21 protein-coding genes are annotated in these 25,139 nt (G+C 71.7%); 12 read left to right on the top strand and 9 right to left on the bottom strand.

From position 1 onward, the window contains the following. The first annotated feature begins 41 nt into the window (after positions 1 to 41). From tatC to ACZ32T_RS26175, 3 genes are read left to right on the top strand one after another with little or no spacing between them, the layout of a single operon-like run. Positions 42 to 1,004 carry a twin-arginine translocase subunit TatC gene (tatC, locus tag ACZ32T_RS26185; protein ID WP_467264532.1) on the top strand — a complete coding sequence of 321 codons (963 nt, stop codon included), beginning with the start codon at positions 42 to 44 and terminating at the stop codon, positions 1,002 to 1,004. Positions 1,005 to 1,022: 18 nt separating this feature from the next. Next, positions 1,023 to 1,913, top strand: a complete 891-nt coding sequence (locus tag ACZ32T_RS26180) for a diacylglycerol kinase (RefSeq protein WP_467369318.1) — start codon at positions 1,023 to 1,025, stop codon at positions 1,911 to 1,913. Positions 1,914 to 1,963: 50 nt separating this feature from the next. Then, positions 1,964 to 4,792 carry a DEAD/DEAH box helicase gene (locus ACZ32T_RS26175; protein WP_467264535.1) on the top strand — a complete coding sequence of 943 codons (2,829 nt, stop codon included), beginning with the start codon at positions 1,964 to 1,966 and terminating at the stop codon, positions 4,790 to 4,792. 88 nt (positions 4,793 to 4,880) lie between these two features. Here the strand turns inward: ACZ32T_RS26175 and ACZ32T_RS26170 are convergent, their stop codons facing one another. The 3 genes from ACZ32T_RS26170 to ACZ32T_RS26160 form a co-directional block, all read right to left on the bottom strand. Then, positions 4,881 to 5,375, bottom strand: coding sequence for an SPW repeat protein (locus tag ACZ32T_RS26170; protein WP_467264537.1), 495 nt, complete (start codon positions 5,373 to 5,375; stop codon positions 4,881 to 4,883). A gap of 334 nt (positions 5,376 to 5,709) precedes the next feature. Continuing rightward, a complete protein-coding gene (locus tag ACZ32T_RS26165) occupies positions 5,710 to 6,351 on the bottom strand; it encodes a fasciclin domain-containing protein (protein ID WP_467369316.1) in 642 nt (213 codons plus the stop codon). Positions 6,352 to 6,407: 56 nt separating this feature from the next. Next, a complete protein-coding gene (locus tag ACZ32T_RS26160) occupies positions 6,408 to 8,039 on the bottom strand; it encodes a molybdopterin-dependent oxidoreductase (protein ID WP_467369314.1) in 1,632 nt (543 codons plus the stop codon). Positions 8,040 to 8,197: 158 nt separating this feature from the next. Here ACZ32T_RS26160 and ACZ32T_RS26155 point away from each other — a divergent pair, with 158 nt between their 5' ends. From ACZ32T_RS26155 to ACZ32T_RS26135, 5 genes are read left to right on the top strand one after another with little or no spacing between them, the layout of a single operon-like run. Beyond that, complete coding sequence (locus ACZ32T_RS26155) at positions 8,198 to 9,472, top strand: NAD(P)/FAD-dependent oxidoreductase (RefSeq protein WP_467369313.1); 1,275 nt, start codon at positions 8,198 to 8,200, stop codon at positions 9,470 to 9,472. Then, entirely contained in the window at positions 9,466 to 10,191 is a 726-nt protein-coding gene (locus ACZ32T_RS26150) for a DUF1365 domain-containing protein (protein ID WP_467369371.1), read from the top strand. The genes ACZ32T_RS26155 and ACZ32T_RS26150 overlap by 7 nt, the downstream gene beginning before the upstream one ends. Positions 10,192 to 10,250: 59 nt before the next feature. After that, on the top strand, positions 10,251 to 11,519 hold the full coding sequence (locus ACZ32T_RS26145) for a class I SAM-dependent methyltransferase (RefSeq protein ID WP_467369369.1): 1,269 nt from the start codon (positions 10,251 to 10,253) through the stop codon (positions 11,517 to 11,519). Further along, the gene (locus tag ACZ32T_RS26140; RefSeq protein ID WP_467369311.1) at positions 11,516 to 12,880 is read left to right on the top strand and encodes a class I SAM-dependent methyltransferase; all 1,365 of its coding nucleotides are present in this window, start codon (positions 11,516 to 11,518) and stop codon (positions 12,878 to 12,880) included. The genes ACZ32T_RS26145 and ACZ32T_RS26140 overlap by 4 nt, the downstream gene beginning before the upstream one ends. Continuing rightward, a complete protein-coding gene (locus tag ACZ32T_RS26135) occupies positions 12,877 to 13,680 on the top strand; it encodes a DUF1295 domain-containing protein (RefSeq protein WP_467369309.1) in 804 nt (267 codons plus the stop codon). Before ACZ32T_RS26140 ends, ACZ32T_RS26135 begins: the two co-directional genes overlap by 4 nt. A gap of 52 nt (positions 13,681 to 13,732) precedes the next feature. Here the strand turns inward: ACZ32T_RS26135 and ACZ32T_RS26130 are convergent, their stop codons facing one another. From ACZ32T_RS26130 to ACZ32T_RS26115, 4 genes are all read right to left on the bottom strand, one after another. Beyond that, positions 13,733 to 14,488 carry an anti-sigma factor gene (locus ACZ32T_RS26130; protein WP_467369307.1) on the bottom strand — a complete coding sequence of 252 codons (756 nt, stop codon included), beginning with the start codon at positions 14,486 to 14,488 and terminating at the stop codon, positions 13,733 to 13,735. Beyond that, positions 14,485 to 15,069, bottom strand: coding sequence for a sigma-70 family RNA polymerase sigma factor (locus ACZ32T_RS26125; protein WP_467264552.1), 585 nt, complete (start codon positions 15,067 to 15,069; stop codon positions 14,485 to 14,487). The genes ACZ32T_RS26130 and ACZ32T_RS26125 overlap by 4 nt, the downstream gene beginning before the upstream one ends. A 399-nt stretch (positions 15,070 to 15,468) precedes the next feature. Next, complete coding sequence (locus tag ACZ32T_RS26120; protein WP_467369305.1) at positions 15,469 to 16,311, bottom strand: siderophore-interacting protein; 843 nt, start codon at positions 16,309 to 16,311, stop codon at positions 15,469 to 15,471. 65 nt (positions 16,312 to 16,376) lie between these two features. Then, a complete protein-coding gene (locus ACZ32T_RS26115; protein WP_467265058.1) occupies positions 16,377 to 17,285 on the bottom strand; it encodes a 5'-3' exonuclease in 909 nt (302 codons plus the stop codon). Between the two features lie 264 nt (positions 17,286 to 17,549). Between ACZ32T_RS26115 and ACZ32T_RS26110 the strand changes: the two genes are divergently transcribed. The 3 genes from ACZ32T_RS26110 to ACZ32T_RS26100 all read left to right on the top strand — a co-directional run bounded on the left by ACZ32T_RS26110 (position 17,550) and on the right by ACZ32T_RS26100 (position 22,003). Beyond that, the gene (locus tag ACZ32T_RS26110; RefSeq protein WP_467369304.1) at positions 17,550 to 18,653 is read left to right on the top strand and encodes a quaternary amine ABC transporter ATP-binding protein; all 1,104 of its coding nucleotides are present in this window, start codon (positions 17,550 to 17,552) and stop codon (positions 18,651 to 18,653) included. Further along, entirely contained in the window at positions 18,646 to 21,270 is a 2,625-nt protein-coding gene (locus tag ACZ32T_RS26105; RefSeq protein WP_467264556.1) for an ABC transporter permease/substrate binding protein, read from the top strand. Before ACZ32T_RS26110 ends, ACZ32T_RS26105 begins: the two co-directional genes overlap by 8 nt. A 187-nt stretch (positions 21,271 to 21,457) precedes the next feature. Beyond that, a complete protein-coding gene (locus ACZ32T_RS26100) occupies positions 21,458 to 22,003 on the top strand; it encodes a helix-turn-helix domain-containing protein (RefSeq protein ID WP_467264558.1) in 546 nt (181 codons plus the stop codon). Positions 22,004 to 22,097: 94 nt separating this feature from the next. On the opposite strand, the gene ACZ32T_RS26095 is transcribed toward ACZ32T_RS26100, so the two are convergent. Next, positions 22,098 to 23,252, bottom strand: coding sequence for a TDT family transporter (locus ACZ32T_RS26095; protein ID WP_467369303.1), 1,155 nt, complete (start codon positions 23,250 to 23,252; stop codon positions 22,098 to 22,100). A 70-nt stretch (positions 23,253 to 23,322) separates the two neighbouring features. On the opposite strand from ACZ32T_RS26095, the gene ACZ32T_RS26090 reads away from it, so the two are divergent. Further along, positions 23,323 to 24,258 (top strand): LysR family transcriptional regulator, encoded by a 936-nt coding sequence (locus ACZ32T_RS26090; protein ID WP_467369301.1) that lies wholly within the window; start codon positions 23,323 to 23,325, stop codon positions 24,256 to 24,258. A gap of 69 nt (positions 24,259 to 24,327) precedes the next feature. Here the strand turns inward: ACZ32T_RS26090 and ACZ32T_RS26085 are convergent, their stop codons facing one another. Beyond that, the gene (locus tag ACZ32T_RS26085; protein WP_467264564.1) at positions 24,328 to 25,041 is read right to left on the bottom strand and encodes a gamma-glutamyl-gamma-aminobutyrate hydrolase family protein; all 714 of its coding nucleotides are present in this window, start codon (positions 25,039 to 25,041) and stop codon (positions 24,328 to 24,330) included. Between the last annotated feature and the right edge of the window lie 98 nt (positions 25,042 to 25,139).

Here is a 25,139-nt window from a genome sequence, read left to right as displayed (position 1 = left end):
CCGCACCATCTGAAGCTGCCGCACGAGACGAGGGAAGTGGGTTGCTCAAGTCTGCCCGCAAGCAGGAGAAGGACGACGAGGGGCGGATGCCCCTCCTCGATCACCTGCGTGAGCTGCGCAACCGGCTGCTGAAGTCGGTCCTTGCGATCATCGTCGCCGTGATCGTGGCAGCGTTCTTCCAGAAGGAAATCTTCGAGTTCCTGATGAAGCCGATCCTGGACTCGGTCGGCTGCAAGAACGGCGCCGTGACCATGGTCAACGGTCGCCCCTGCGCGGAGATGACCACCAACGGTCTGCTGTCGCCGTTCACCATCGCGCTGAAGGTGTCCCTGATGGCGGGTGTGCTGGTGGCCACCCCGGTGTGGCTGTACCAGCTGTGGGCCTTCGTCGCCCCCGGCCTGCACAAGCAGGAGAAGCGTTACTCGGTCGCCTTCGCCGCGGCAGGGGTCCCGCTCTTCGCCGGCGGAGCCTACCTGGCGTACGCGATCCTGCCGCAGACCGCCGAGATCATGCTGGGCTTCACACCCGACAACGTGAAGAACCTGCTTCCGCTGGACGACTTCCTGGACCTGATCACGCGCATGGTGATCGTATTCGGGCTGGCCTTCGAGCTGCCGCTGCTGCTCATCCTGCTCAACATGACCGGTGTGCTGACCGGTGCCCGGATGCTGAGCTGGTGGCGGGCCATGCTCGTCGGGCTGACCGCGTTCGCGGCCATCGCCACGCCGGGCGGCGAGCCCGTCTCGATGCTGCTGCTCGCCGGTCCGCTCGCCGTGCTCTACTTCGTCGCCGTCGGCTTCTCGCTGCTCAACGACAAGCGCAGACGGCGGGCCGACCCCGACGCCGAACTGGACGACGACGAGGCGTCGAGCCTCGACCTGACCCCCCAGGCTGTCGGCGCCGTCGAACCGGTGTCCACCCGGCCTGCCCTGCCCGAGCAGGCGGGCGGCGAGGCGGACGGCGGTCGGTCGACCCGGCTCAACGGTTACGACGACATCACCTGACCTTGTAGGGTCCCGCGGGTGACCAGCGAGATCACCCTCTTCGTCAATCCCACCGCGGGGAGCGGCCGGGGCGCGCGTGCCGCGCAGCCGGCCGCTTCCGCGCTGCGGGACGCCGGTTTCTCCGTACGGACCGTTCTCGGCGAGGACGCCGACGACGCCCTGCGACGGGCCCGCGAGGCGGTGGCGTACGGGACCGGGGCACTGATAGCCGTGGGCGGGGACGGCATGATGTCCCTCGCCCTGCAGGCCGTCGCCGGCACCTCGACACCGCTCGGCGCCGTGGCCGTGGGCACCGGGAACGACTTCGCCCGTGCCCTCGGGCTGCCGGTCCGGGCCCCCGCCGCCGCCGGACGGCTGGCCGCCGGGATCCTCAAGGCCGGGACGGCGCGCGCGATCGACCTGGGGCGGGTGGGGGAGCGATGGTTCGGCTCCGTGCTGGCCTCGGGCTTCGACTCGCGGGTCAACGACCGGGGGAACCGGATGCGCTGGGTCGGCGGGCGCTTCAAGTACGACCTGGCGATCCTGGCCGAGCTGGCCTCCTTCAGGCCGATCCCGTACCGCGTCAGGATGGACGGCGGACCGGCGACCGAGATCGAGGCGACGCTGATCGCCGTGGGCAACGGGACGACGTACGGCGGGGGCATGCGGATCTGTGCCGACGCGGTCATGGACGACGGGCTCTTCGACGTGACCGTGGTGGGTGACTGCAGCCGGACCACCCTGCTCAAGGTCTTCCCGAAGGTCTACCGGGGCACGCACCTCGGACACCCGAAGGTCACCGTGCACCGGGTGTCCTCGATAGAGCTGGCCGCGGGCGGTGTCACGGCGTACGCGGACGGTGAGCCGCTGGGCGCGCTGCCGCTCAGCGCCAGGTGCGTGCCCGGCGCCGTCCGGGTCCTCGCACCGTGAAAACAAAGATCGGGCTGACTGTCATACGGGGCGGGTAGGCTCGTATCAAGATGACAGAGGACCTCTCACCAGCTGAGCGATACCAGGCGTCCCGGGTCCGTGCGGCCGAGCAGGCCACCGCCCTCGGGCCCTTCCGCGAGATGTACGAATTCGGACTGGACCCGTTCCAGATCGAGGCCTGCCAGGCTCTGGAGGCCGGCAAGGGGGTGCTGGTCGCGGCCCCGACCGGGTCGGGCAAGACGATCGTCGGTGAATTCGCCGTGCACCTGGCCCTGCAGCAGGGCCGCAAGTGCTTCTACACCACGCCCATCAAGGCGCTGTCCAACCAGAAGTTCTCCGATCTCGTCCGGCGCTACGGCGCGGACAAGGTCGGTCTGCTGACCGGTGACAACAGCGTCAACGCGGACGCACCCGTGGTCGTCATGACGACCGAGGTCCTGCGCAACATGCTGTACGCGGGCTCCCAGGCCCTCACCGGCCTCGGTTACGTGGTCATGGACGAGGTCCACTACCTCTCCGACCGTTTCCGTGGCGCGGTGTGGGAGGAAGTGATCATCCACCTCCCTGAGTCCGTGACCCTGGTGTCGCTGTCGGCGACCGTCTCCAACGCCGAGGAGTTCGGCGACTGGCTGGACACCGTACGCGGTGACACCCAGGTCATCGTCTCCGAGCACCGGCCCGTCCCGCTCTGGCAGCACGTCATGGCCGGGCGCCGGATGTACGACCTCTTCGAGGAGGAGACCGACCACGGCGGCCGGGGAACCGGCCGCCGCGAGGTCAGTCCCGACCTCGTCCGGCTCGCCCGCATGGAGAACCAGCGCGGATACAACCCGCGCGACCGCAGGCGCGGGAAGATGGTGCGTGAGGCGGACCGCGAGCGCGAGCGGCGTCAGCGCAGCCGGATCTGGACCCCGTCCAGGCCCGAGGTCATCGACCGGCTCGACGCCGAGGGGCTGCTGCCCGCCATCACCTTCATCTTCAGCCGGGCCGGCTGCCAGGCGGCCGTCCAGCAGTGCCTGCAGGCCGGTCTCCGGCTGAACGACGAGAACAAGCGCGGACTGGTGCGGGAGATCGTGGAGGAGCGGACGGCCTCCATTCCCCCCGAGGACCTCCATGTCCTCGGGTACTACGAGTTCCTCGAAGGCCTGGAGCGTGGCATCGCGGCGCACCACGCCGGAATGCTGCCGACCTTCAAGGAGGTCGTGGAGGAACTGTTCGTCCGTGGCCTGGTCAAGGCGGTCTTCGCCACGGAGACGCTCGCGCTCGGCATCAACATGCCCGCGCGTTCCGTGGTGCTGGAGAAGCTCGTCAAGTGGAACGGCGAGCAGCACGCCGACATCACGCCCGGCGAGTACACCCAGCTGACCGGGCGGGCCGGGCGCCGTGGCATCGACGTGGAGGGCCACGCGGTCGTCCTCTGGCAGCGGGGCATGGACCCCGGCGCGCTCGCCGGACTCGCGGGGACGCGTACGTATCCGCTGCGCTCCAGCTTCCGGCCCTCGTACAACATGGCCGTCAACCTCGTGCAGCAGTTCGGGCGGCACCGCTCGCGTGAGCTGCTCGAGACCTCCTTCGCGCAGTTCCAGGCCGACCGGTCCGTCGTGGGGATCTCTCGGCAGGTCCAGCGCAACGAGGAGGGCCTCGCGGGTTACAAGGAGGGCATGACCTGCCACCTCGGGGACTTCGAGGAGTACGCGCGGCTGCGCCGCGACCTCAAGGACCGCGAGACGGAGCTCGCCAAACAGGGCGCGGTCCAGCGGCGGGCGGCCGCCGCGTCGTCCCTGGAGAAGCTGAAGCCCGGTGACGTCATCCACGTCCCCACCGGCAAGTTCGCCGGACTCGCCCTGGTCCTCGACCCGGGCCTGCCCGCCGGGCGGACCAACGGCCATCGCGGGCTCGAATACCACGACGGGCCGCGTCCCCTGGTGCTGACCGCCGAGCGGCAGGTCAAGCGGCTGGCCCACATCGACTTCCCGGTGCCGGTCGAGGCGCTGGAGCGGATGCGGGTGCCCAAGTCGTTCAATCCGCGCTCACCGCAGTCCCGCCGCGACCTGGCGTCCGCGCTGAGGAGCAAGGCGGGGCACATCGACCCGGGCCGGCACCGCAAGCAGCGGGCCGCCGCTGCCGACGACCACGAGATCGCCCGGCTGCGCACGGAACTGCGCGCGCACCCCTGCCATGGGTGCGACGAGCGTGAGGACCACGCGCGCTGGGCCGAGCGGTATCACCGGCTGCAGCGGGACACCCGCCAGCTGGAGCACCGCATCGAGGGCCGGACGAACACCATCGCCCGGACCTTCGACCGCATCGTGGCGCTCCTGACCGAGCTGGACTATCTGCGGGGCAGCGAGGTCACCGACAACGGCCGACGGCTGGCCCGGCTGTACGGAGAGCTCGACCTGCTGGCCAGCGAATGCCTGAGGGACGGTGTCTGGGAGGGACTCAACCCCGCCGAGCTCGCCGCCTGCGTCTCGGCGCTCGTCTACGAGGCGCGCCAGGCGGACGACGCGGTCGCGCCCAAGCTGCCCTCGGGGCCCGCGAAGGCCGCGATGGGCGAGATGATCCGCATCTGGGGCCGTCTCGACGCCCTGGAGGAGGACTTCAAGATCAGCCAGACGGAGGGGGTCGGCCAGCGCGAACCCGATCTCGGCTTCGCCTGGTCGGTCTACATGTGGGCCTCCGGGCGGACGCTGGACGAGGTCCTCCGCGAGGCGGAGATGCCCGCCGGAGACTTCGTACGGTGGTGCAAGCAGGTCATCGACGTGCTCGGCCAGATCGCGGCCGCCGCACCCCGGGACGGCAGTTCGGTCGCGAAGAACGCCCGCAAGGCCGTCGACGCGGTGTTGCGGGGTGTGGTGGCGTACAGCTCGGTGGGGTGAGCGGAGCCCCGCCGGGCGGGAGCGAACGGACGGACGAGTGGCCACGGGCGGCTGTGCACGCCTGTGGCCACTCGTGTGCGTTCTCCCGTCAGGTCTTCTTCCTGTTCTTCATCGAGAGTCCCGCGCAGGCTGCCCCCAGCACAATCGCCAGACCACCGACGATCACGTTGTTGAGGACGACCCCCATGTCAGGGCTCTGGCCCACGACCCAGGTCGACACGATGAGCCAGGCGCCCAGCGCGACGATGGCGATGCTCATCCCGGTCATCCGCTCCGGCATGGCGGTGAAGCAGAGTGCCAGCACGGCTATCGCGATACCGATGACGAGGTTGTGCGTCACCAGGGAGGGCTGGTTCGCGGTGAAGTGAAGCACCCACGGCGAGACGGCGCAGTACAGGCCGAGCAGGAACACCGGTGCGTCCGCACCGGCCGTGGTCCGACGGGCGCCGCCGCCCATCACCCGGTCGTGGCGCGCTCGCATTTCGTCGGCGTCGGGGTGTCCGGAGATGTCCCTTCCGGTGTGGCCGGAAGTGTCCCTGGTCTGCCCGGAAACATCCCTTCCGGTGTGCGAGATGTTACTCATGAGGATGGTCTCCTTCGCACTTGCTGGGGCGACCGCGGTCAGGGGGTGCGGTCATCAGCCTTCCAGACCCAGTGTGCTCTTATATGTCCCTTATGTGTAGTTTTCCCGGCGATCGAATCCTGCGCTTCCGTCGAGGCCGCGCGCCAGTGACACCAGGTCCGCCGTCCCGGTGGACCCGTGTCCCGGCAGCGGGACCTCCCGGGGTGCACCCACCGCCGAGCCCGCCACGGCCCCGACGACGCGAGCCCCGCGGCCCGCGCCGCTCCGGTGGGGGCGGAGGGCGCGGGGCTCGGGGCTCGTTGTCACGCCGTCAGCGCACTGACGGGCCGTCGGTTCAGCTGGCCGGCATCAGGACGGTGTCCACGATGTAGACCGTCGCGTTGGCCGTCGGGACGTTGCCGCAGACGACCTTCGAGGAGTCGTTCACCGTGTAGGACATCTCCGACCCCGACGTGGTCAGCTTCGTCTTCGCCAGGGTGTCGAAGGAGCCCTTCTCCAGCTGCTTCGGCGTCAGCTTCTCGCCGACCACGTGCGAGGTGAGCACCTTGGTCAGCCCGGCCTTGTCCGCGAGCAGCTTGTCCAGGTCCGCCTTCGGGATCTTGGCGAAGGCGTCGTTGGTCGGGGCGAACACCGTGATGTTCTCGGCGCTGTTCAGGGTGTCGACGAGACCGGCCTGCTTGACCGCCGTCACCAGGGTGGACAGCGCCGGGTTGTTCGACGCGGCCGTGGCGACCGGGTCCTGCGCCATGCCGTCGAACGAGCCCGCGCCCTCCTTCGGAACCGTCGCACAGCCCGGGCCGAACGGCTCGTCCATGGGCTTGGTCTCCTTGGCCGGCGCGCTCGACGAGGCCTTGTCCGCAGCGGAGTCGGAGCCGGACGAGGAACTGTCGTCGCTGGAGCAGGCGGTCAGCGCGAGCGGCAGCACGGCTACGGCGGAGACGGTGACGGCGATGCGGCGAAGGTGACGGTTGTTCATGGTGTTCTCCTCGGTTGATCGTTGCAAAGAGGGGGATGAGGTGGCGTGTTCGGTCGTCAGGTCACATCGACCACCACCGAGTGCCACCCGGTCGCACCGTCGGGCACGGTGCCGACCCGCTTGTCGGTCTGAGTGGCGCCGGTGCGGTCCGTCGCGCGGACCTCGAGGGTGTGGTGGCCGGTCGTGGCGGGCCACTCCCACACCCACTGGCGCCAGGTGTCACGGCCGGCCTCCGCCGCCAGCCGCGCGGTGTGCCACTCCCCGCCGTCGACCCGGACCTCGACCCGGGCGATGCCCCGGTGCTGGGCCCAGGCGACACCGGCGACCGGTACGGTCCCTGCCCCGGGGGCGGCGAAGGGGCGCGGCGTGTCGATGCGGGACTGGGTCTTGACGGGTGCCTCGCGGGACCACTCGCGCTCGACCCAGTAGGCGTCGTACGCGTCGAACGTCGTGAGCTCGACGTCCTGGATCCACTTGCACGCCGAGACGTAGCCGTAGAGGCCGGGGACGACCATCCGGACGGGGAAGCCGTGGTCGAACGGCAGTGGTTCGCCGTTCATGCCCACCGCGAGCAGTGCGTCGCGGCCGTCCATGACCTCCTCGACCGGAGTCCCGATCGTCATCCCGTCCACGGAGCGGGCCACGATCTGGTCCGCGGGCCCGCCCTTCGACGGAGGCGTCACCCCGGCCTCGCGCAGCAGGTCGGCCAGCCGTACGCCGATCCACCGGGCCGTGCCCACATAGGGACCGCCCACCTGGTTGGAGACGCAGGTCAGCGTGATGTCCCGCTCCACGAGCTCGCGGCCCAGGAGGTCCTGGAAGCTCAGGGTGACGGGTCGCGCCACCCCCTTGCCGTGGATCCGCAGCCGCCACGCGTCGGCGTCGACCCGCGGGACCACCAGAGCGGTGTCCACCCGGTAGAAGTCCTTGTTCGGGGTGGTGAAGGAGCTCAGGCCCCGGATGCCGAGATCGGCTCCTGCGGGTATCGGGGGCGCCGCCGAGGCGGGCGCCGGGAGGGTGATGTCGCCGCGTGAGGCGGAGACCCCGGCCAGCTGGGACGCCTGGAGCCGTCGGCCCAGGAGCCCCGCACCGGCCGAGGCCGCCGCGGCGGCGGTCGCCGCGATCACGAATCCGCGGCGGTCGAAGGCGCCCTGCGTCCCGCCGTCCGTCTTCCCAGCCGCGGGAGACGGCACGGCTTCCGGGACGCGCAGCCGTCCGGCCAGGAGATACAGCACCCCTGCGGCCACCAGCGCGCCCACGACCGAGGGCAGTGCGTCGGACGGTCGGCCCTCCGGCCGGCCGACCGCGGACACCGCCCCGACCACGCCGAAGACCAGGACGGCCGCAGCGCCGGTCCACCGGTGCCGCAGCGCGAGGACCCCGACCGCCATGGCGAAGAGCGCCAGGAGGACGAGGATCCCGAGCTGCAGCACCAGCTTGTCGTCGGTGCCGAAGTTCCGTACGGCGAAGTCCTTGACGGCCGGGGGAGTGCGGTCGATGACCGCCCCGCCCACGGCCGTGACCGGACCCGCCTCGGGTCGCACGGCAGCGGCGACGAGTTCGGCGACGCACAGGGCGGTGAGCCCGGCGATCAGACCGCTGAGCGCGGCGAACGCGGCGCGTGCCCAGCGGGACCGCCGGGACCCTGAGGCCCCCTGCTTCTGCGAATCATCTCGGTCTGTTCTCACACCAGGGGTTCGGTGCGCACCGCCCGGCGGATTGGTCGTTCACCCGATCGAAGTAATTCCGATCATCGGCCAATCCGTGGTGCCCGCTGCCCCGAATGACCTCTGAGGGGTGCTCAAGCAGCGCCCCAGCCAGGCATGCGACACCGGAGGGAACCCGAATGGCAGGGGAGCGGCGGCGCACAGCCGTAGTGGGCAGCGGGGTGGCGGGGCTGACCGCCGCGCACGTCCTGGGGAGGGCGCACGACGTGACGCTCCTGGAGGCGGACGAGCGCGTCGGCGGGCACGCCCACACCCATGACCTGAGCTCGTCGGACGGCCGGACACACCGCGTCGACTCGGGGTTCATCGTGCACAACCGGCGGACCTACCCGCATCTCCTGCGGCTCTTCGACGAACTCGGAGTGGCCACGCAGGAGTCGGAGATGAGCATGTCCGTACGGTGCGAAGGGTGCGGGCTCGAGTACGCCGGCGCGCGCGGTGCCGCAGGACTGTTCGCCCGGCCCGGGTCACTGCTCCGCGGCCCCTACCTGCGGATGCTGGCCGAGGTCCCTCGCTTCCACCGGGCCGCCAGGGCGCTGCTCGCCCTGCCCGAGGGCACGGGGGTCATGACGCTGGGCGAGTTCGCGGCACGCGGCCGGTTCTCCGCCTACTTCTGCGCGCACTTCCTGACGCCGATGGTCTCGGCCGTGTGGTCCTGCGACCCGGTGACCGCGATGCGCTACCCGGCCCGCTACCTCTTCAGGTTCCTGGAGCACCACGGGATGCTCACGATCGGGGGCTCCCCGGTCTGGCGTACCGTCACCGGCGGATCGCGGGCGTACGCCGAGCGCGTCGCCGAGCAGGTGCACTCCCTGCGTACGTCCACCCCGGTCCGCACGGTGCGGCGGCTCGGCGGCGGCGGGGTGGAGATCGTCACCGAGGACGGCGCCACCGAGGAGTACGACGCGGTGGTCGTCGCCACCCACCCCGACCAGGCGCTCCGGCTCCTCGCCGACCCCACCGACGAGGAGCGGCGCACCCTCGGGGCCTTCCGCTACTCCCGAAACCCCACGCTGCTGCACACCGACACCGCACCGCTGCCGCGCAGCCGGGGAGCCGCGGCGTCCTGGAACTACCTGATGCCGTCCTGCGCCGCCGACGCCGACCGGGTCACCGTCAGCTACGACATGAACCGGCTCCAGCGCCTGGACGCCCCCGAGCGGTTCGTCGTCACGCTGAACGGCGCCGACCGGGTCGACCCGGACCTCGTCCGGGCCCGCATGGTCTACGAACACCCCGTCTTCACCCCGGAGTCGGTCGCGGCGCAGAGGCGGCTGCCGGGCCTCTCGGGGCCGGTCACCGCCTTCGCGGGGGCCTACCACGGCTGGGGCTTCCACGAGGACGGCTGCCGTTCGGGTGTGCTGGCCGCCGAGGCGCTGGGCGTGACCTGGTGAGCGCCCTCTACCCCTGCACCATCACCCACGTACGGACCGCACCCCGCAGATACACCCTGAGGCACCGCACCTATCTCTGGCTTATCGACCCGGACCGCCCGCCGCGGCTGCCCGCCGTGCTCCGCCCGCTGGCCCGCTTCGACGCCCGGGACCACTTCGGCGGCACCGCCCCCACGATCCGGGCCGGGCTCGAACGGTTCCTCCGGTCCCGAGGCGTCGACCTCGCCGGCGGAAGCGTCACCATGCTCACCCAGGCCCGCGTCCTCGGCCACGTGTTCAACCCGCTGACCGTCTACTGGTGCCACCGCCCCGACGGCACCCCGCTCTGCGTCGTCGCCGAGGTGCACAACACCTACGGGGAGCGGCACGGCTACCTGCTGCGGACGGACGCGGCGGGACGGGCGGTGACCGGCAAGGACTTCTACGTGTCGCCGTTCTTCCCCGTGGACGGCGACTACCGGATGCGGCTCCCCGAACCCGGCCTCCGGCTGAACCTGACGGTCCACCTGGAGCGCGCCGCCGCACGCCCGTTCACCGCGACCGTACGCGGCACCAGGCGTCCCGGCACTACCGCCCAGCTGGTCCGGCTGTTCCTGCGCCACCCCTTCTCCACCGCGGTGGTATCCGCCGCCATCCGGCTGCACGGCGTCCGGCTCTTCCTGCGCCGGCTCCCCGTGCAGCCACGTCCCCGTCACCACACCCAGGAAGGCATGCAGTGAAGGTGCCCACCTCCCCCGTATCGCCCCGTCCCCCCGCCCCGCCCGGCATCGGCTTCGGCATCCCGGCCCAGGCCGGCCCCGGCGCCCGCGCCGCCTCCGGCGGGGGTGCCGGTCCCGCGCGCTGGCCCGACGTGGCCTCCCTGCCCCGGGCCTCCCGGGCGAGGACCGCGGTGGCCGAGCGGCTCGTACGCCACGCGCTCGGCCGGCTCCCGCTGCGCGCCCGGCTCGCCGGCACCGGCAGTCTCGGGCTCGGCGGGCCCCTCATGGAGATCCGCGAACCCGACGCCTTCTTCCGGCGGATCGGAGCGAGCGGCCTCATCGGCTTCGGCGAGTCGTACATGGCGGGCGAGTGGGACTCTCCCGACCTCGTCGGCGTCCTCACGGTCCTCGCGGGGAACGCGGCCGGCCTCGTGCCCGCGCCCCTGCAGAAGCTGCGGAGGCTGTGGGCCCTTCGGCAGCCCGCGGCCCAGGCCAACACCCCTGAGGGCGCCCGCGACAACATCAGTCACCACTACGACCTGTCGAACGACCTCTTCGCCCTCTTCCTCGACGACACACTCACCTACTCCGCCGCCGTGTTCCGAGGGTTCCCCGCCGAGCGGGAGCTGCTGTCCGCCGCCCAGCACCGCAAGATCGACCGGCTGCTCGACCTGGCCGGCGTGCGCGACGGCACCGAGCTGCTGGAGATCGGCACCGGCTGGGGCGAACTCGCCGTACGGGCGGCCGCGCGGGGAGCCAGGGTCACCACCCTCACCCTCTCCCGGGAGCAGCAGGAGCTGGCCCGGGGCCGGATCAGGGAAGCCGGCCACCAGGACCGGGTCGACGTACGGCTCAGCGACTACCGGGACGTCACCGGCGAGTACGACGCGGTCGTCAGCGTCGAGATGATCGAAGCGGTCGGTCAGGAGTTCTGGCCGGAGTACTTCCGGACCCTCGACCGCTGTCTGGCCCCCGGCGGGAGGATCGCGCTCCAGGCGATCACGATGCCGGACGACCGGATGCTCGCCAGCCGCAGCACCTACACCTGGATCCAGAAGTACATCTTCCCCGGCGGACTGCTGCCCTCCACCGAGGCGGTGGAGCGGGTCACGGCCGGCCACACCTCCCTGCGGACGGTGCGGCGCGACGGCTTCGGCGCCCACTACGCGGAGACCCTGCGGCTGTGGCGCGAACGCTTCACGGAGCAGGCCGCGCAGGTCGACGCGCTCGGCTTCGACGCGACCTTCCGCCGCATGTGGACCTTCTATCTCGCCTACTCCGAGGCCGGCTTCCGGTCCGGATATCTCGACGTGCAGCAGATTCTCCTGACCCGAGAGGACACCGCGTGAACAGCACGACCGACATCCAGGGGCGCGCGGCGCAGCGGATCGCGCCCGTCATCGAGCAGTTCCTGGGCGGCCCCCCGCCGGTCAGGATCAGGATGTGGGACGGCAGCGAGACCGGCCCCCAGGACGCGCCCACGGTGCATGTGCGCTCCCGCAGGGCGCTGCGCCGGCTCCTGTGGCAGCCGGGCGAACTCGGGCTCGCCGAGGCCTACATCACCGGTGACATCGACATCGACGACGACCTGGCGGACGGGCTGCGCGCGCTGCGACGCGCGTCCGGGGCCCATGGCCCGCAGCTCCCGCGTCCGCGCGCCGCGGACCGCCTCCGGGCGGCCGGCACGGTCCTGCGCCTCGGCGCGATCGGGCCCCGCCCCCCGACTCCCGCGGCCCGCGCGGGGCTCCGGGGCGCGCTGCACAGCAAGGCCCGCGACCGGGCCGCCATCAGTCACCACTACGACCTGTCCAATGCCTTCTACTCCCTGCTGCTCGACGAGACCATGGCCTACTCGTGCGGCTACTGGGCCAGTGACGCCCCCGGTTACGGGCCGGCCGACGCGCAGCGCGACAAGCTGGAGCTGATCTGCCGCAAGCTCGGGCTGACGGCCGGCGCCCGACTCCTCGACATCGGCTGCGGCTGGGGCTCCCTGACGCTCCACGCGGCGGCCCGGCACGGAGTCCGGGTCACCGCCGTCACCCTCGCCGCCGAGCAAGCGGCGTACGTACGCGGGCAGGTGGAGGCGCGCGGGCTGGAGGATCTCGTCGAGGTGCACCGGTGCGACTACCGCGACGTCACCGGCCTGCCCGGCTTCCGGGGCGGGTACGACGCGGTGTCCGCCATCGAGATGGGGGAGCACGTAGGCGACGCCCGGTACCCGGCGTTCACCGCCCTGCTCCACTCCGTGCTCAGGCCCCAGGGGCGTGCCCTGGTGCAGCAGATGTCCCGCGGCTCGACGGCCCCCGGCGGCGGGGCGTTCATCGAGGCGTACATCGCGCCCGACATGCACATGCGCCCGCTCGGCGAGACCGTGGCCCTGCTGGAGGGCGCCGGACTCGAGGTCCGTGACGTCGAGTCGCTGCGTGAGCACTACGTCCTGACCGTCGAGGCCTGGCACCGCACCCTGGAGGAGCGCTGGCCCGAGTTCGTGGCACTGGTCGGTGAGGAGACCGCCCGGGTGTGGCGCCTCTACCTGGTGGGCGGCGCACTCGCCTTCGAGGAAGGGCGCATGGGCGTCGACCAGATCCTCTCGGTGCGCCCCGACGCGGCAGGCTCGGCCGGTCCCGCGGCCACCCGTCACGGCTGGTACGCGAGGCCCGGCGATGCTCCCGGCACGCCGGCGGAAGCGGACCGGGTGGCCACCCGGTGAGCGCTTTCGGATGGGCGGAGTTCGCCCGGGGGCTGCCGGTGGCGGCGGGCGCCGCGCTCGCCGTCATGCTCGTGACGTTCCTGATCGCCCTGCGCAAGGGCGTGCACCGGATCGTCGACGTGGCGTGGGGAATCGCCTTCGCCGTCGTCGCCCTCGTCCTGTACGCGATGCCGTCCGGTGACGGCGACGACGGGCGCCGCGCCCTGGTGGCCGTGCTCACCGTCGTCTGGGGTCTGCGGCTGGCCGTGCACATCGGCCGGCGGGGCCGGGGCCACGGCGAGGACCCGCGCTACGAGGCACTGCTCGCCAAGGCGCCGGGCAACCCCGCTCTGTACGCCCTGCGCACGGTGTACCTCCTCCAGGGAGCCCTCGTCTGGCTGATCTCCCTGCCGGTGCAGGCGGCCGGCCATCTCACGGGACCGCTCGACGGGTGGGCCTGGGCAGGTACCGCGCTGTGGGCGGTGGGTCTCGGATTCGAGGCGGTGGGGGACAGCCAACTGGCGCGGTTCAAGGCCGATCCCGCCAACAAGGGGCGGATCATGGACCGGGGCCTGTGGGCATGGACCCGCCACCCCAACTACTTCGGGGACTTCTGCGTCTGGTGGGGGCTGTTCCTCATCGTCTGCTCGAACCCGGCGGTCGCCGCGGCGACCCTCGTCTCGCCCGTCGTCATGAGCTTCCTGCTGACCAGAGGCAGCGGAAAGGCCCTGCTGGAGCGGCACATGGCCGGACGCCCGGGGTACGCGGAGTACCGGGCCCGCACCAGCGGCTTCTTCCCGCGCCCGCCCCGCAGGCCCTGAAACGGGAAGCGGGCGCGCCCCCTCCCTGCGAGGGGGCGCGCCCGCCGGGGGCTCAGGCGTCCCGGAACTCCATCAGGGCCACCGGGTCGGAGGTCGGCTGTTCGGATCCGCCGGCCGGTTCGACGGTGATGCCCATGCCGGACGCGCGGTCCACCGGGCCGTCCAGCAGAACGGCGTCATCCGTGGCGGAGGGGTTCATCAGACCGGCCGCACGCATGGTGCCGCCGTCGTCGAACCACAGCTGGTAGACCTTGCCGCCCGGTGGCCTGGCCATGTCCGACGCGAGGAACACCGCCCGGTTCACGCTCTGCGAGACCACGACCGTGCCCCGGGCGCCGTCCCCGAGATCCGCGGCGCTGGTCCTGGCGTCCGGTGCGGTCAGCACCCGCGCCACCTGCTCGTTGTGCTGTTCGGCCCGGGCGGTCTCCTGCCGCGCGTCCTGAGCGACCTGGTTCTGCCACACCGCGACCCCGCCGAAGGCGGCAGCGGCGGCGACACAGGCGGCGAGCGCGTACGTCGACCAGCGGCGGGTCCGGTCGGCGGAGACCCCGGAGCCGGCACTCCTGCCCCGGGACGGCGGCTCCTGCCGTACCGTCGTGATGTCGCGCAGCACCCGGTCCCGGAGGCCCGGGGGCGGGGTGGCGGACACCGCCAGCCCCAGCCGGGCGGCGGTCGCGGACAGCTCCCGAACCTCCTGGGCGCACGCCTCGCAGGCACCCAGGTGCCGTTCGAACGCGACGCGCTCCTCGTCCGGCAGCGCGTGCAGGGCATAGGCCCCGGTCAGTGTGTGCAGCTCGGCCGTACTCATGCGTTCACCCCCAGGCAGTCGCGCAGCCGGATGAGCCCGTCGCGCAGTCGTGTCTTGATGGTTCCCAGTGGTACGGACAGCAGCTCGCCGACCTCGCGATAGGTCAGTCCGCGGTAGTACGCCAGCGTCACCGACTCCCGCTGGAGCTCGGAGAGCGTCCGCAGGCAGCGCCGGACCTGTTCCCTCTCCAGCCGGCTCTCGACCTGCTCGGACACCTCGTCGAAGTCCGGGGTGCGGTCGAGCAGCGCCGCCTTGTGCTCCCGCGCCGCGGCCGCCTCGGCAGACCTGACCCGGTCCACCGCACGGTGGTGGGCGAGCGTCAGCACCCAGCTCATGGCGCTGCCGCGGGACGCCTGGTAGCGGGGGGCGGTGCGCCACACCTCGACCAGGACCTCCTGGGCCACCTCCTCCGACTGGGCCGGGTCGCGGAGCACGCTCCGCACCAGGCCGAGGACCGGCCCGCTGACCTGGTCGTACACCTGGGTGAAGGCTGCCTGGTCGCCACGGGCGACCTGGCCGAGCAGCTCCTGCAGGCCGGGGCCCGACGAAGGGACCCCACTGATGTGTACGGCTTCTCTCACGCGGACGGTCCTCCCGGAGCACGCAACGGTTTCCTGGGTGATTCGGAGCCGACGGCCCGGAGGATTGGTCGGACGCTTCAGTAACCGGCCGGTGAAGCCAGGGGTACCGATAGTGACACGAACCGCTGTCCGACAGGGACGCCATCCATGGCGGAGGCCGGCTGGCCCCCCTCCGGCGGGACGGTCGCTGGCGGGCCTGCCGGCGGCTCTCCACCGGGCGGGCCACGGCGGATTCGTCGAGCTGCCCGACGTCTACGCGGACGCGGCGGAGCCCGTCGCCCGCGCGGACCTCGACCACGTCCGGCGGTGCAGCGCAGCGGGAGGCCGGGGAGTGAGGTCACACGCGAGGCCCGGTCGCCGTCCTGGACGGCGACCGGGCCTCGGGAGGAGCGGGGAGGATTACGCGGCGCTCTCCTGCTCGCGCTCCACCTGCTCGTTCCACTCGCGCTTGACCTCGCGCCACGCGTCGTCGTTCTGCCCGAGGCGCCAGTACCCCGAGATGGACAGCTGCTGGAGCGGGATGCCGCGCTCCAGGCGGAGGTGGCGCCGGATCTCCTTCACGAAGCCCGCCTCGCCGTGGACGAAGGCCTGCACCTCGCCCTCGGGGAACGTCAGCTCCCTCACCGCGGCGACGAGGGTCTCGCCGACCGGGCGGTCGCCGCGGTGCAGCCACGTCACCGAGACGCCGTCCGGCTCCACGAGCTTCTGCTCCTCGGAGGCGTCGGACACCTCCACGAAGGCGTGAGCCACCGCGCCCTCGGGCAGGTGCTCCAGGGACGCGGCAATCGCGGGCAGGGCGCTCTCGTCGCCCACCAGCAGGTGCCAGTCGGCCGAGGCCTGCGGGGTGTAGCCGCCGCCGGGGCCCAGGAAGGTCACCTGGTCGCCGGGCTGGGCGCGTGCCGCCCAGGGGCCGGCCAGGCCCTCGTCGCCGTGCACGACGAAGTCGACGGCGAGTTCACGGGCTTCGGCGTCCCAGGAGCGCACGGTGTACGTCCGGGTGGTGGGCCACAGCTCACGCGGGTACTCCTCGCGGATGGCGGCCATGTCGAAGGGATGGCTGTAGTCCGCGCCCTCGGGGGCGAAGCACAGCTTGATGTAGTGGTCGGTGTACCCGGCGAGGGTGAAGCCGGCCAGGCCGTCGCCGCCGAGGATCACGCGCACCATGTGCGGGGTGATCTGCTCGGTGCGCAGGACCTGCGCCCCCTGCGCCTTCGGTGTCCGGCGTTGCGGCCGCTCTGCCACGAGGTTCTCCCTGCTCTGGACGTACATGAGGCCCTGCTCACTTAGGCTTACCTAAGCTAACACCTTCATGCCTGGAGTGTGAGGAGCAGGCGCTGCAGTGCGTTTCCCAGGCCCCATCGGGTCGCGAGGGCTTCCAGGGCCGCGGGATCGCGAGGTTCGCGGGGGAGCGCGGGGGAGAAATCGGGCAGCGGTACGTCATCGGCGACGCGGACGACCTTCGGGGCGACCGCCACGTAGTCCCGCGCCTCGTCGAGCCGCTTGCGCTGGGACGGGGTCAGCCGGGCCGCGGGATCGTCCACCGCGGCCATGATGCCGGCCAGGTCGCCGAAGGCGTCCAGCAGCTTCGCCGCCGTCTTCTCGCCGATGCCGGGGACCCCGGGCAGTCCGTCGCTCGGATCGCCGCGCAGCAGGGCCAGGTCGACGTATCCGCTGCCGTCCACGCCGTACTTTCCGCGCAGCCAGGCCTCGTCCGTCACCTGGAGCGTCCCCACGCCCTTCAGCGGGTAGAGGACCCGCACCCGGCGGTCGTCGTCGACCAGCTGATAGAGGTCGCGGTCCCCGGTCACGATGTCCACGGGGCCGGTGGCCCGCCCGGCCAGGGTCCCGATCACGTCGTCCGCCTCGTACGGCGCGACGCCCACCCGGGCGATCCCGAGTGCGTCCAGCACGGCCTCGATCACCGGGACCTGCGGGGAGAGGGTGTCGGGGACCTCCTCCTCGTCGGGGACGCCCTCGGTGGTCTCGACGGCCACCCGGTGCGCCTTGTAGGTCGGGATCAGGTCGACCCGCCACTGCGGGCGCCAGTCCGCGTCCATGCAGGCGACCAGGTCGTCCGGCCGGTGGTCCTGGACCAGCCTGGCGATGAAGTCGAGCAGTCCGCGCACGGCGTTGACCGGGGTCCCGTCCGGTGCGCGCACCGAGTCCGGGACGCCGAAATAGGCGCGGAAGTAGAGGGAGGCGGTGTCGAGGAGCATCAGGCGTCGCGTCACACCCCGATGATGCCGCACCCCACCGACAGCGGTCGCCGGTGCGGCGCGCGGTTCCCGTGACAGCGATTTCCTGCCAGTGATCTGAATCACACACGTGTTTGGGTCGCGTAAGCGGGGGCAGGCGCGGCATCGGAGCGGACCACGTCCATTTTTCAACAAATGCGCGTGCTCTGCGGACCGAATCCGCACCGCTCCACGGTCTGCCGAAGGGGGTGGCAGACCGTTTTCGGTTCAACGCGTGAGGTGTATGTGTCAAGGCTGCAAGCTGAGCACTTGTACAAGGTGTTCGGCAGACGACCCGATCAAGCCGTGCAGAAGCTCGAGGGCGGTACACACCGCGACGAGCTGCGCGCCGACGGAACGACCGCAGCGGTGATCGACGCCTCGTTCACCGTGGAACCTGGCCAGATCTTCGTCGTCATGGGACTCTCCGGTTCGGGGAAGTCCACATTGCTGCGGATGCTCAACGGTCTGCTGGAGCCGACCGCCGGCCGTGTGCTGTTCGACGGGCAGGACCTGACCGCCCTGAGCGCCCGTGGCCTGCGCACCGTCCGCTCCCGGAAGATCAGCATGGTCTTCCAGCACTTCGCGCTCTTCCCCCACAGGAGCGTGCTCGAGAACGCCGCGTACGGCCTGGAGGTCCAGGGCGTCCCGCGTGCCGAGCGAGAGTCGCGCGCCGCCGAGGCGCTGGAGATGACCGGTCTCGCCGGCTGGGAGAAGTCCTGGCCCGACGAGCTGTCCGGTGGCATGCAGCAGCGCGTGGGTCTGGCCCGCGCGCTCGCCACCGACGCCGATCTGCTCCTGATGGACGAGTCCTTCAGCGCGCTCGACCCGCTGATCCGGCGCGACATGCAGGACCAGCTCCTCGAACTGCAGAAGCGTCTGAAGAAGACCATCGTCTTCATCACCCACGACCTCAACGAGGCCATGCGCCTCGGCGACCGCATCGCCGTGATGCGGGACGGCGAGATCGTCCAGCAGGGCACCGCCGAGGACATCCTGGTCCGGCCGTCCAACGACTACGTCGCGTCCTTCATCCAGGACGTCGACCGCTCCCGGGTGCTCACCGCCGGTTCGATCATGGAGGCGCCCGCAGCGGGCCGCTCCGACACCGAGCTGAAGGCCGAGGCGCCCGCGACGGTGTCCGCCGGGACACCCATCGCCGAGCTCTTCACCCCCTGCTCCACCAGCGGGGCGGCCGTCGCCGTCACCGGTGAGGACGGCAAGGTCGTGGGCATGGTCCCGCGCGCCAGGCTGCTCGCCGCGCTCGGCGAGGAGCCGCAGGTCGACAACCGGGCCGACGGCCGGGTTCCGGCCCCGCGGGAGGTCAAGAAGGTGATCGCCGGTGCCTAGGTTCACCTTCGGGGCCTGGGTCGAGGACGTGGTCGACTGGCTCCAGTCGAACCTCACCTGGATCTTCGACGCCATCAAGACCGTCCTCGGCGGGATGTACGACGGCGTCAACGCCGTGCTCAGCGGCGGTGAGCCGCTGCTGATGGCCGGGATCTTCGCCGTCCTCGCGTTCTGGCTGCGCGGGGTCGTACCCGCCGTGCTCACCTTCGTGGGCTTCGCGCTCATCGACTCCCTCGCCCTCTGGGACGAGGCGATGGCCACCCTCTCGCTGGTCGTCGTGGCAGCGGTCATCACGATCATCATCGCGGTGCCCATGGGTATCTGGGCGGCGCGCAACAACCGGGTCAGCGCGACGCTGCGGCCGGTGCTCGACGTCATGCAGACGATGCCCGCCTTCGTCTACCTGATCCCCGGCGTCATGTTCTTCGGCGTCGGCGTCACCCCCGGCGTGATCGCCACCATCGTCTTCGCGATGCCGCCCGGCGTCCGGATGACCGAGCTCGGCATCCGCCAGGTCGACGGCGAGCTGGTCGAGGCCGCCGCGGCCTTCGGCACCACGCCCAAGCACACCCTCACCCGGGTGCAGCTGCCGCTCGCCCTCCCGACGATCATGGCCGGTATCAACCAGGTCATCATGCTGTCCCTGTCGATGGTCGTCATCGGCGGCATGGCAGGCGCGGGCGGCCTCGGCGAGAAGGTGTACGCGGCCATCACCCAGCTCCAGGTCGGCCTCGCCGCCGAGAGCGGGATCGCCGTCGTCATCCTCGCCATGTACCTGGACCGGATGACCGGCGCGCTCAACGAGCGGGTCTCCCCGCTCGGCCGCCGTGCCGCCGCCAAGGTCGCCGCCGGTGCGCGGCGGCTCAAGTTCACGCACTACAAGCCGGGAACAGCCGTCGCCATGACCGGTGTCGTCGTCCTCGCGCTGGTCGCGGGCGGCCTCAACATCGCCGGTTCCAGCGACTCGAAGGCCGATCAGGCCGGCAGCGGGAACGTCGGCCAGGGCAAGAAGATCAACATGGGGTACATCCCCTGGGACGAGGGCATCGCCTCCACCTTCCTGTGGAAGGAGATCCTGGAGCAGCGCGGTTACGAGACCGGGATCACCCAGCTCGACGCCGGTCCGCTCTACTCCGGCGTCGCCCGTGGCGACATCGACTTCCAGACGGACTCCTGGCTGCCGACCACGCACAAGGACTACTGGGACAAGTACAGCGACCAGCTGGACGACCTGGGCTCCTGGTACGGGCCGACCTCGCTGGAACTGACGGTTCCCTCGTACGTCAAGGGCATCGACTCGCTCGAGGACCTCAAGGGCCAGGGCAAGAAGTTCGACGGCAAGATCATCGGCATCGAGGCCAGCGCCGGGATGATGGGCACGCTCAACAAGAAGGTGCTCAAGGAGTACGGCCTGGAGGGTGAGTACGAGGTGGTCTCCTCCAGCACCTCCTCGATGCTGGCCGAGCTGAACGCCTCCATCAAGAAGAAGGAGCCGGTCGTGGTGACCCTGTGGTCGCCGCACTGGGCCTACGGCAAGCACGACCTGAAGAAGCTCAAGGACCCGAAGGGCGCCTGGGGCAAGGGTGAAGAGGTCCACACCGTCGCGCACAAGGGCTTCGCGGAGAAGGCTCCCGCCGTCTCCAAGTGGCTCAAGGACTTCAAGCTGACCGAGAAGCAGCTGACGAGCCTGGAGAACGAGATCCAGACCGCCGGCCAGGGCAAGGAACAGGACGGCGTCCGCGCCTGGCTGAAGAAGAACCCCGGCCTGGTCGACAAGCTGGCCCCGGTCCCGGGTGGTGGCTCGCAGCAGGGCAAGGACGCGGGCAAGACCGTCAACATGGGGTACTTCCCGTGGGACGAGGCCATCGCCTCCACCTACCTCTGGCAGAACATGCTGGAGGACCGGGGATACAGGACCACGGTCAAGCAGCTGGACCCGGGACCGCTCTACACCGGTCTCGCGCAGGGCCAGCTCGACGTCCAGTTCGACTCCTGGCTGCCGACGACGCACAAGGACTACTGGGACCGGTACAAGGAGAACCTCGTCGATCTCGGCTCCTGGTACGGGCCGACCTCGCTGGAGCTGACGGTTCCCTCGTACGTGAAGGGCATCGACTCGCTCGAGGACCTCAAGGGCCAGGGCAAGAAGTTCGACGGCAAGATCATCGGCATCGAGTCGAGCGCCGGGATGATGGGCACGCTCAACAAGAAGGTGCTCAAGGAGTACGGCCTGGAGGGTGAGTACGAGGTGGTTTCCTCCAGCACCTCCTCGATGCTGGCCGAGCTGAACCGGTCGATCAAGAAGAAGGAGCCGGTCGTGGTGACCCTGTGGTCGCCGCACTGGGCCTACGGCAAGCACGACCTGAAGAAGCTCAAGGACCCGAAGGGTGCCTGGGGCAAGGGCGAGCAGATCCACACGGTCGCCAAGAAGGACTTCGCCAAGGACTTCCCGGAGCTGACCGGCTGGCTGAAGGACTTCAAGCTCAGCGAGGCGCAGCTCGCCTCGCTCGAGGTGGAGCTCCAGAAGGGCGGCGCGGGCAAGGAGAAGGAGTCCGCCCGCCGCTGGATGGACGCCAACCCGGACGTGGTGGAGAAGCTGGCGCCCGTCGGCAGCTGATCCGCTGGTCACACCCATGCGTCACCCTGAAGGGGACGGTCCCGGTCGCGAACCGGGACCGTCCCCTTCACGCTGGTCGGAGGGGGCTCCCGGGCCTCTCCGTCCGCCGGTCTCCACTTCGTCGCGCAAACGACATGCGTAGGGTGCTGGCAACCGGGAGGATGGCGATCCGGGGAGGGAGCCGGACATGGACGACAAGGAAGCCCTTCGAGTGGGCGCGGCGGTCCGCCGACGCCGCAGGAGCCTCGGACTCACCCTGGCCGCGGTGGCCGGGCGCAGCGGCCTGTCCGTACCGTTCCTCAGCCAGATCGAGAACGAACGGGCCAGACCCAGCCCCCGCTCCCTGAACCGGGTGGCGGAGGCGCTGGAGACCACGACCGAGCGGCTGCGCGCCGCGGCGGACTCGGCACGCGCCGTGGACGTCGTACGGGCGGACGGCGAGGACGGCGTACGCAGGCTGGTGCGCGGAAGGCACCAGCTCAGCGCCCTGGAGTTCATCGGTGAGCAGGACCTCGGGCGCGAGTTCCAGCACCGTAACGACGAGGTGATGTACGTGGTGGAGGGCGCCGTCGACGTCGAGGCCGAGGGCCGGGCCCACCGGCTGGGCCGGGGCGACACCCTCTTCCTCTCCGGCGGGGTGCGGCACCGGTGGCGGGCGACCGTGCCGGGCACCCGGCTGCTGGTCGTCTCGGTCGCCGAGCACATCGACGCGACGTACGACTCCCGCCGCTGACCGGGTGGGACGGATGCCGTCGTCGCCCGGTCCCGTCGCCGCCACCGCGGCGAACACCTCCTGCGCCGAGCCCGTCCTGCCGGCGGGCGTCACCTCACGTGGCGGGGACCGTCACCGGCCGGAGCGGCCGGGGCGCCGAGAGCAGCGCTCCGCTGAGGAGCCCGCCCAGCGTCCGGGCGCCGGCGACCGCCCACGCGGTCACCAGCAGCACGTAGAGCGCCACGGACAGCCAGGCGAACGCGTCCAGCCCGGTGTGCCGGGCCAGCCCCGCCGCGCCGGTGACACACGTGCCGACCGGGAAGGTGAACCCCCACCACGTCATCGTGAACCCCATGCCGCGCCGCATCGCGCGCACCACCAGCGCGACGGACAGGGCCAGCCACAGCAGGGCGAACCCCATGACGGGCACCCCGTACAGGACGGCGAACGCGCCGAAGGCCGAGGCGTACGGCGCGGCGATCGCGCCCGGCGCCACATCGGCCAGCTGGTTGACGGCGGTCGTGGACTGGCCGAGCGGCCCGAGCACCAGGAACAGCGTCGGGGTCAGGGCGAGGGGCGGCGGGCCCTGGTGGACCAGTCGCGCGAAGACCAGCGGAAGGACCACCAGCGTGGCCAGCAGGGACAGCCCGAACATCGCGTAGCAGGCCAGCAGGAGTGCCTCCCGCGCCTGGCCGGGGGCCAGCTCGGGCACCAGCAGCGGCCCGACCGCGGCCGAGACCATCGGGGCCACCAGAGGCAGCAGCCAGACCGGCGACGCGGTGCCCGGAGCAGGACGGTGGCGTACGACCATGAGGTACGGGATCGCCACGGCGGCGGCGAGGCCCGCGACCGTGCCCGCCGTGAACAGCAGGACGTCCACGGCGAGGGCGGCGGGATGTCCGATGACGTCCCGGCCCACCACGAGGGCGCCCGCGCCGACGGCGAGCAGCGCCATGGACATGCAGCCGTGGAACGGGGCGACGGCGGGATCCAGGAGATGGGCGCGGGCCTGGTCCCGGTGCAGGACCCAGTGTCCGGCGCGGGCGGCCAGGACGAGGACCAGCGCCACGGCGGACAGGGCCCACACCACGACGCAGGCGGTCCGCAGACCCGGCACGTCCACGGGCAGTGAGGCGCCCGCCGTCGCCACGATGGCGGTCCCCATCACCGTCGCGTACCAGTTGGGGCCCAGACGCCGCAGGGCCGGGAGCCGGGGGGCGAGGGGGCGGGAGACAGGAGTCCCGGTCTTGGTCTGCGGAAAGATGGCCATGCCACGATTCTCTGCGGGCGGACCGCGGCCCACCAGGGAGCGCGGGGCTATGAGGTCATAGGCTGGGCTTATGTCCAGTGCTCCGCCCACGCCCTCCTCCCTGCCCCACCGGGTCCCCGACCTGGGAGCCATGGTGCTGCTGCTCGCCGTCGCGCGGCACGGGAGCCTGGGCAGGGCGGCGCGGGACGTCGGCATCAGCCAGCCCGCCGCCTCCGGCCGCATCCGGTCGATGGAGCGCCAGCTGGGCGTCGCGCTCCTGGACCGCTCACCGCGTGGCTCCCGGCTGACCGACGCGGGAGCCCTCGTCACCGACTGGGCGCGCAGGGTCGTCGAGGCGGCCGAGGCGTTCGACGCGGGAGCCCAGGCGCTGCGGGACCGCCGTGACTCCAGGCTGCGGGTCGCCGCGAGCATGACCATCGCGGAGTACCTGCTGCCCGGCTGGCTGATCGCGCTGCGGGCCGAACGGCCGGACACCGCCGTGTCCCTGCTCGCGGGCAACTCCGCGGCGGTCGCCCTGCGGCTGCTGGCCGGTGAGGCGGACCTGGGCTTCGTCGAGGGACTCTCGATACCGGAAGGGCTCGACGGCACCGTCATCGCGCACGACCGGCTCGTCGTCGTGGTCGCCCCCTCCCACCCGTGGGCGGGCCGCGAGCGGCTGACGCCGGGGGAGCTCGCCGTGACGCCCCTGATCCTGCGGGAACACGGGTCCGGCACCCGCCAGGTCCTGGACGCCGCCCTCGCCGTACACGGGGGGCTGGCGCGCCCTCTGCTCGAACTCTCCTCCACCACCGCCGTGAAGGGGGCGGCGGAGAGCGGGGCAGGCCCCTGCGTGCTGAGCGAGCTGGCTCTGGGGGAGGAGCTCTCGGCACGGCGCCTGGTCAAGGTCCCGGTCGAGGGCGTACGGCTGCGCCGCCAGCTGCGCGCTGTCTGGCCCGCCGGCCACCGGCCCACCGGACCGGCCCGCGATCTGCTGTCCCTGACCGCCCGTGAGGCGCGAGGGCGCTGACCCCCGGGCAACGGGGGACCGGCTCGTCGGGCGCCGGGCGCGGGGGTCCCGCTCGCCGGGCGCCGGGCCTCAGGCGGAGGGTACGGCCGCCCCCGCCCGGGCAGCCGCGACCAGGGCCCGCATGATCCGCAGGTCGTCACCCATCTCCGGGTGCCACTGCACGCCCAGCACCCACTGCGCGCCCGGCAGTTCGACCGCCTCCACCGTGCCGTCCGCCGCGTGCGCGGAGACCACCAGACCCGGCGCGAGCCGGTCCACGGCCTGGTGGTGGTACGTGGGCACGGACGCCTCCTCCGGCACGAGTGAGGCGTACAGGGTGCCGGGGACCGGGGTCACCGGGTGCTCGCCGAGGACGCCGGCCTTGCCGAACGGGCCCGCGTGGCCGTCCAGATGCTGGGTCAGTGTGCCGCCCAGCGCGACGTTGAGCAGCTGCATGCCCCGGCAGATCCCGAGCACCGGAGTGCCGGCCTCCCTCGCCGCGCGGAACAGGGCCACCTCCCAGGTGTCGCGCTCATGAGCCGGCGGGCCCGTCCTGAAGTCGCGCTCCGCGCCGTACAGTCCGGGGTCGACGTCGGCGCCGCCCGCGATCACGAGGCCGTCCACCCGGGCGACCACGGCCGCCGCCTTCGCCGGATCGTCCGGCGGCAGCAGTGCGGCGAGTCCGCCGGAGCGCTGGACCAGCGCGGGGTAGGCGGCGGGAAGCACCGCCGCGGGGAGTTCCCAGACGCCCCAGCGAGCCGCCGGCTCCAGATAGGTCGTGACGCCGATGAGCGGTTCGTGCATGGTGCGGTCCTTCCGGCGGCCGGTCTGCCGGCCGGCCCGGTGCAATGGTGTCGCGTCATACCTTTGTTCGTACGGGGCCGTCACGCAAGAGCAGTGAT

Source organism: Streptomyces sp. NPDC023573, assembly GCF_055559735.1.
Note: the sequence above shows the minus strand (reverse complement) of the source record. Positions and strands in the feature narration are given on the sequence as shown.

Bases quoted from the DNA above. Each gene is read 5' to 3' on its own strand.
- ACZ32T_RS26175 (WP_467264535.1), top strand. From the start codon at position 1,964: ATGACAGAGGACCTCTCACCAGCTGAGCGATACCAGGCGTCCCGGGTC.
- ACZ32T_RS26170 (WP_467264537.1), bottom strand. From the start codon at position 5,375: ATGAGTAACATCTCGCACACCGGAAGGGATGTTTCCGGGCAGACCAGG.
- ACZ32T_RS26165 (WP_467369316.1), bottom strand. From the start codon at position 6,351: ATGAACAACCGTCACCTTCGCCGCATCGCCGTCACCGTCTCCGCCGTA.
- ACZ32T_RS26155 (WP_467369313.1), top strand. From the start codon at position 8,198: ATGGCAGGGGAGCGGCGGCGCACAGCCGTAGTGGGCAGCGGGGTGGCG.
- ACZ32T_RS26130 (WP_467369307.1), bottom strand. From the start codon at position 14,488: ATGAGTACGGCCGAGCTGCACACACTGACCGGGGCCTATGCCCTGCAC.
- ACZ32T_RS26115 (WP_467265058.1), bottom strand. From the start codon at position 17,285: ATGCTCCTCGACACCGCCTCCCTCTACTTCCGCGCCTATTTCGGCGTC.
- ACZ32T_RS26100 (WP_467264558.1), top strand. From the start codon at position 21,458: ATGGACGACAAGGAAGCCCTTCGAGTGGGCGCGGCGGTCCGCCGACGC.
- ACZ32T_RS26095 (WP_467369303.1), bottom strand. From the start codon at position 23,252: ATGGCCATCTTTCCGCAGACCAAGACCGGGACTCCTGTCTCCCGCCCC.
- ACZ32T_RS26090 (WP_467369301.1), top strand. From the start codon at position 23,323: ATGTCCAGTGCTCCGCCCACGCCCTCCTCCCTGCCCCACCGGGTCCCC.
- ACZ32T_RS26085 (WP_467264564.1), bottom strand. From the start codon at position 25,041: ATGCACGAACCGCTCATCGGCGTCACGACCTATCTGGAGCCGGCGGCT.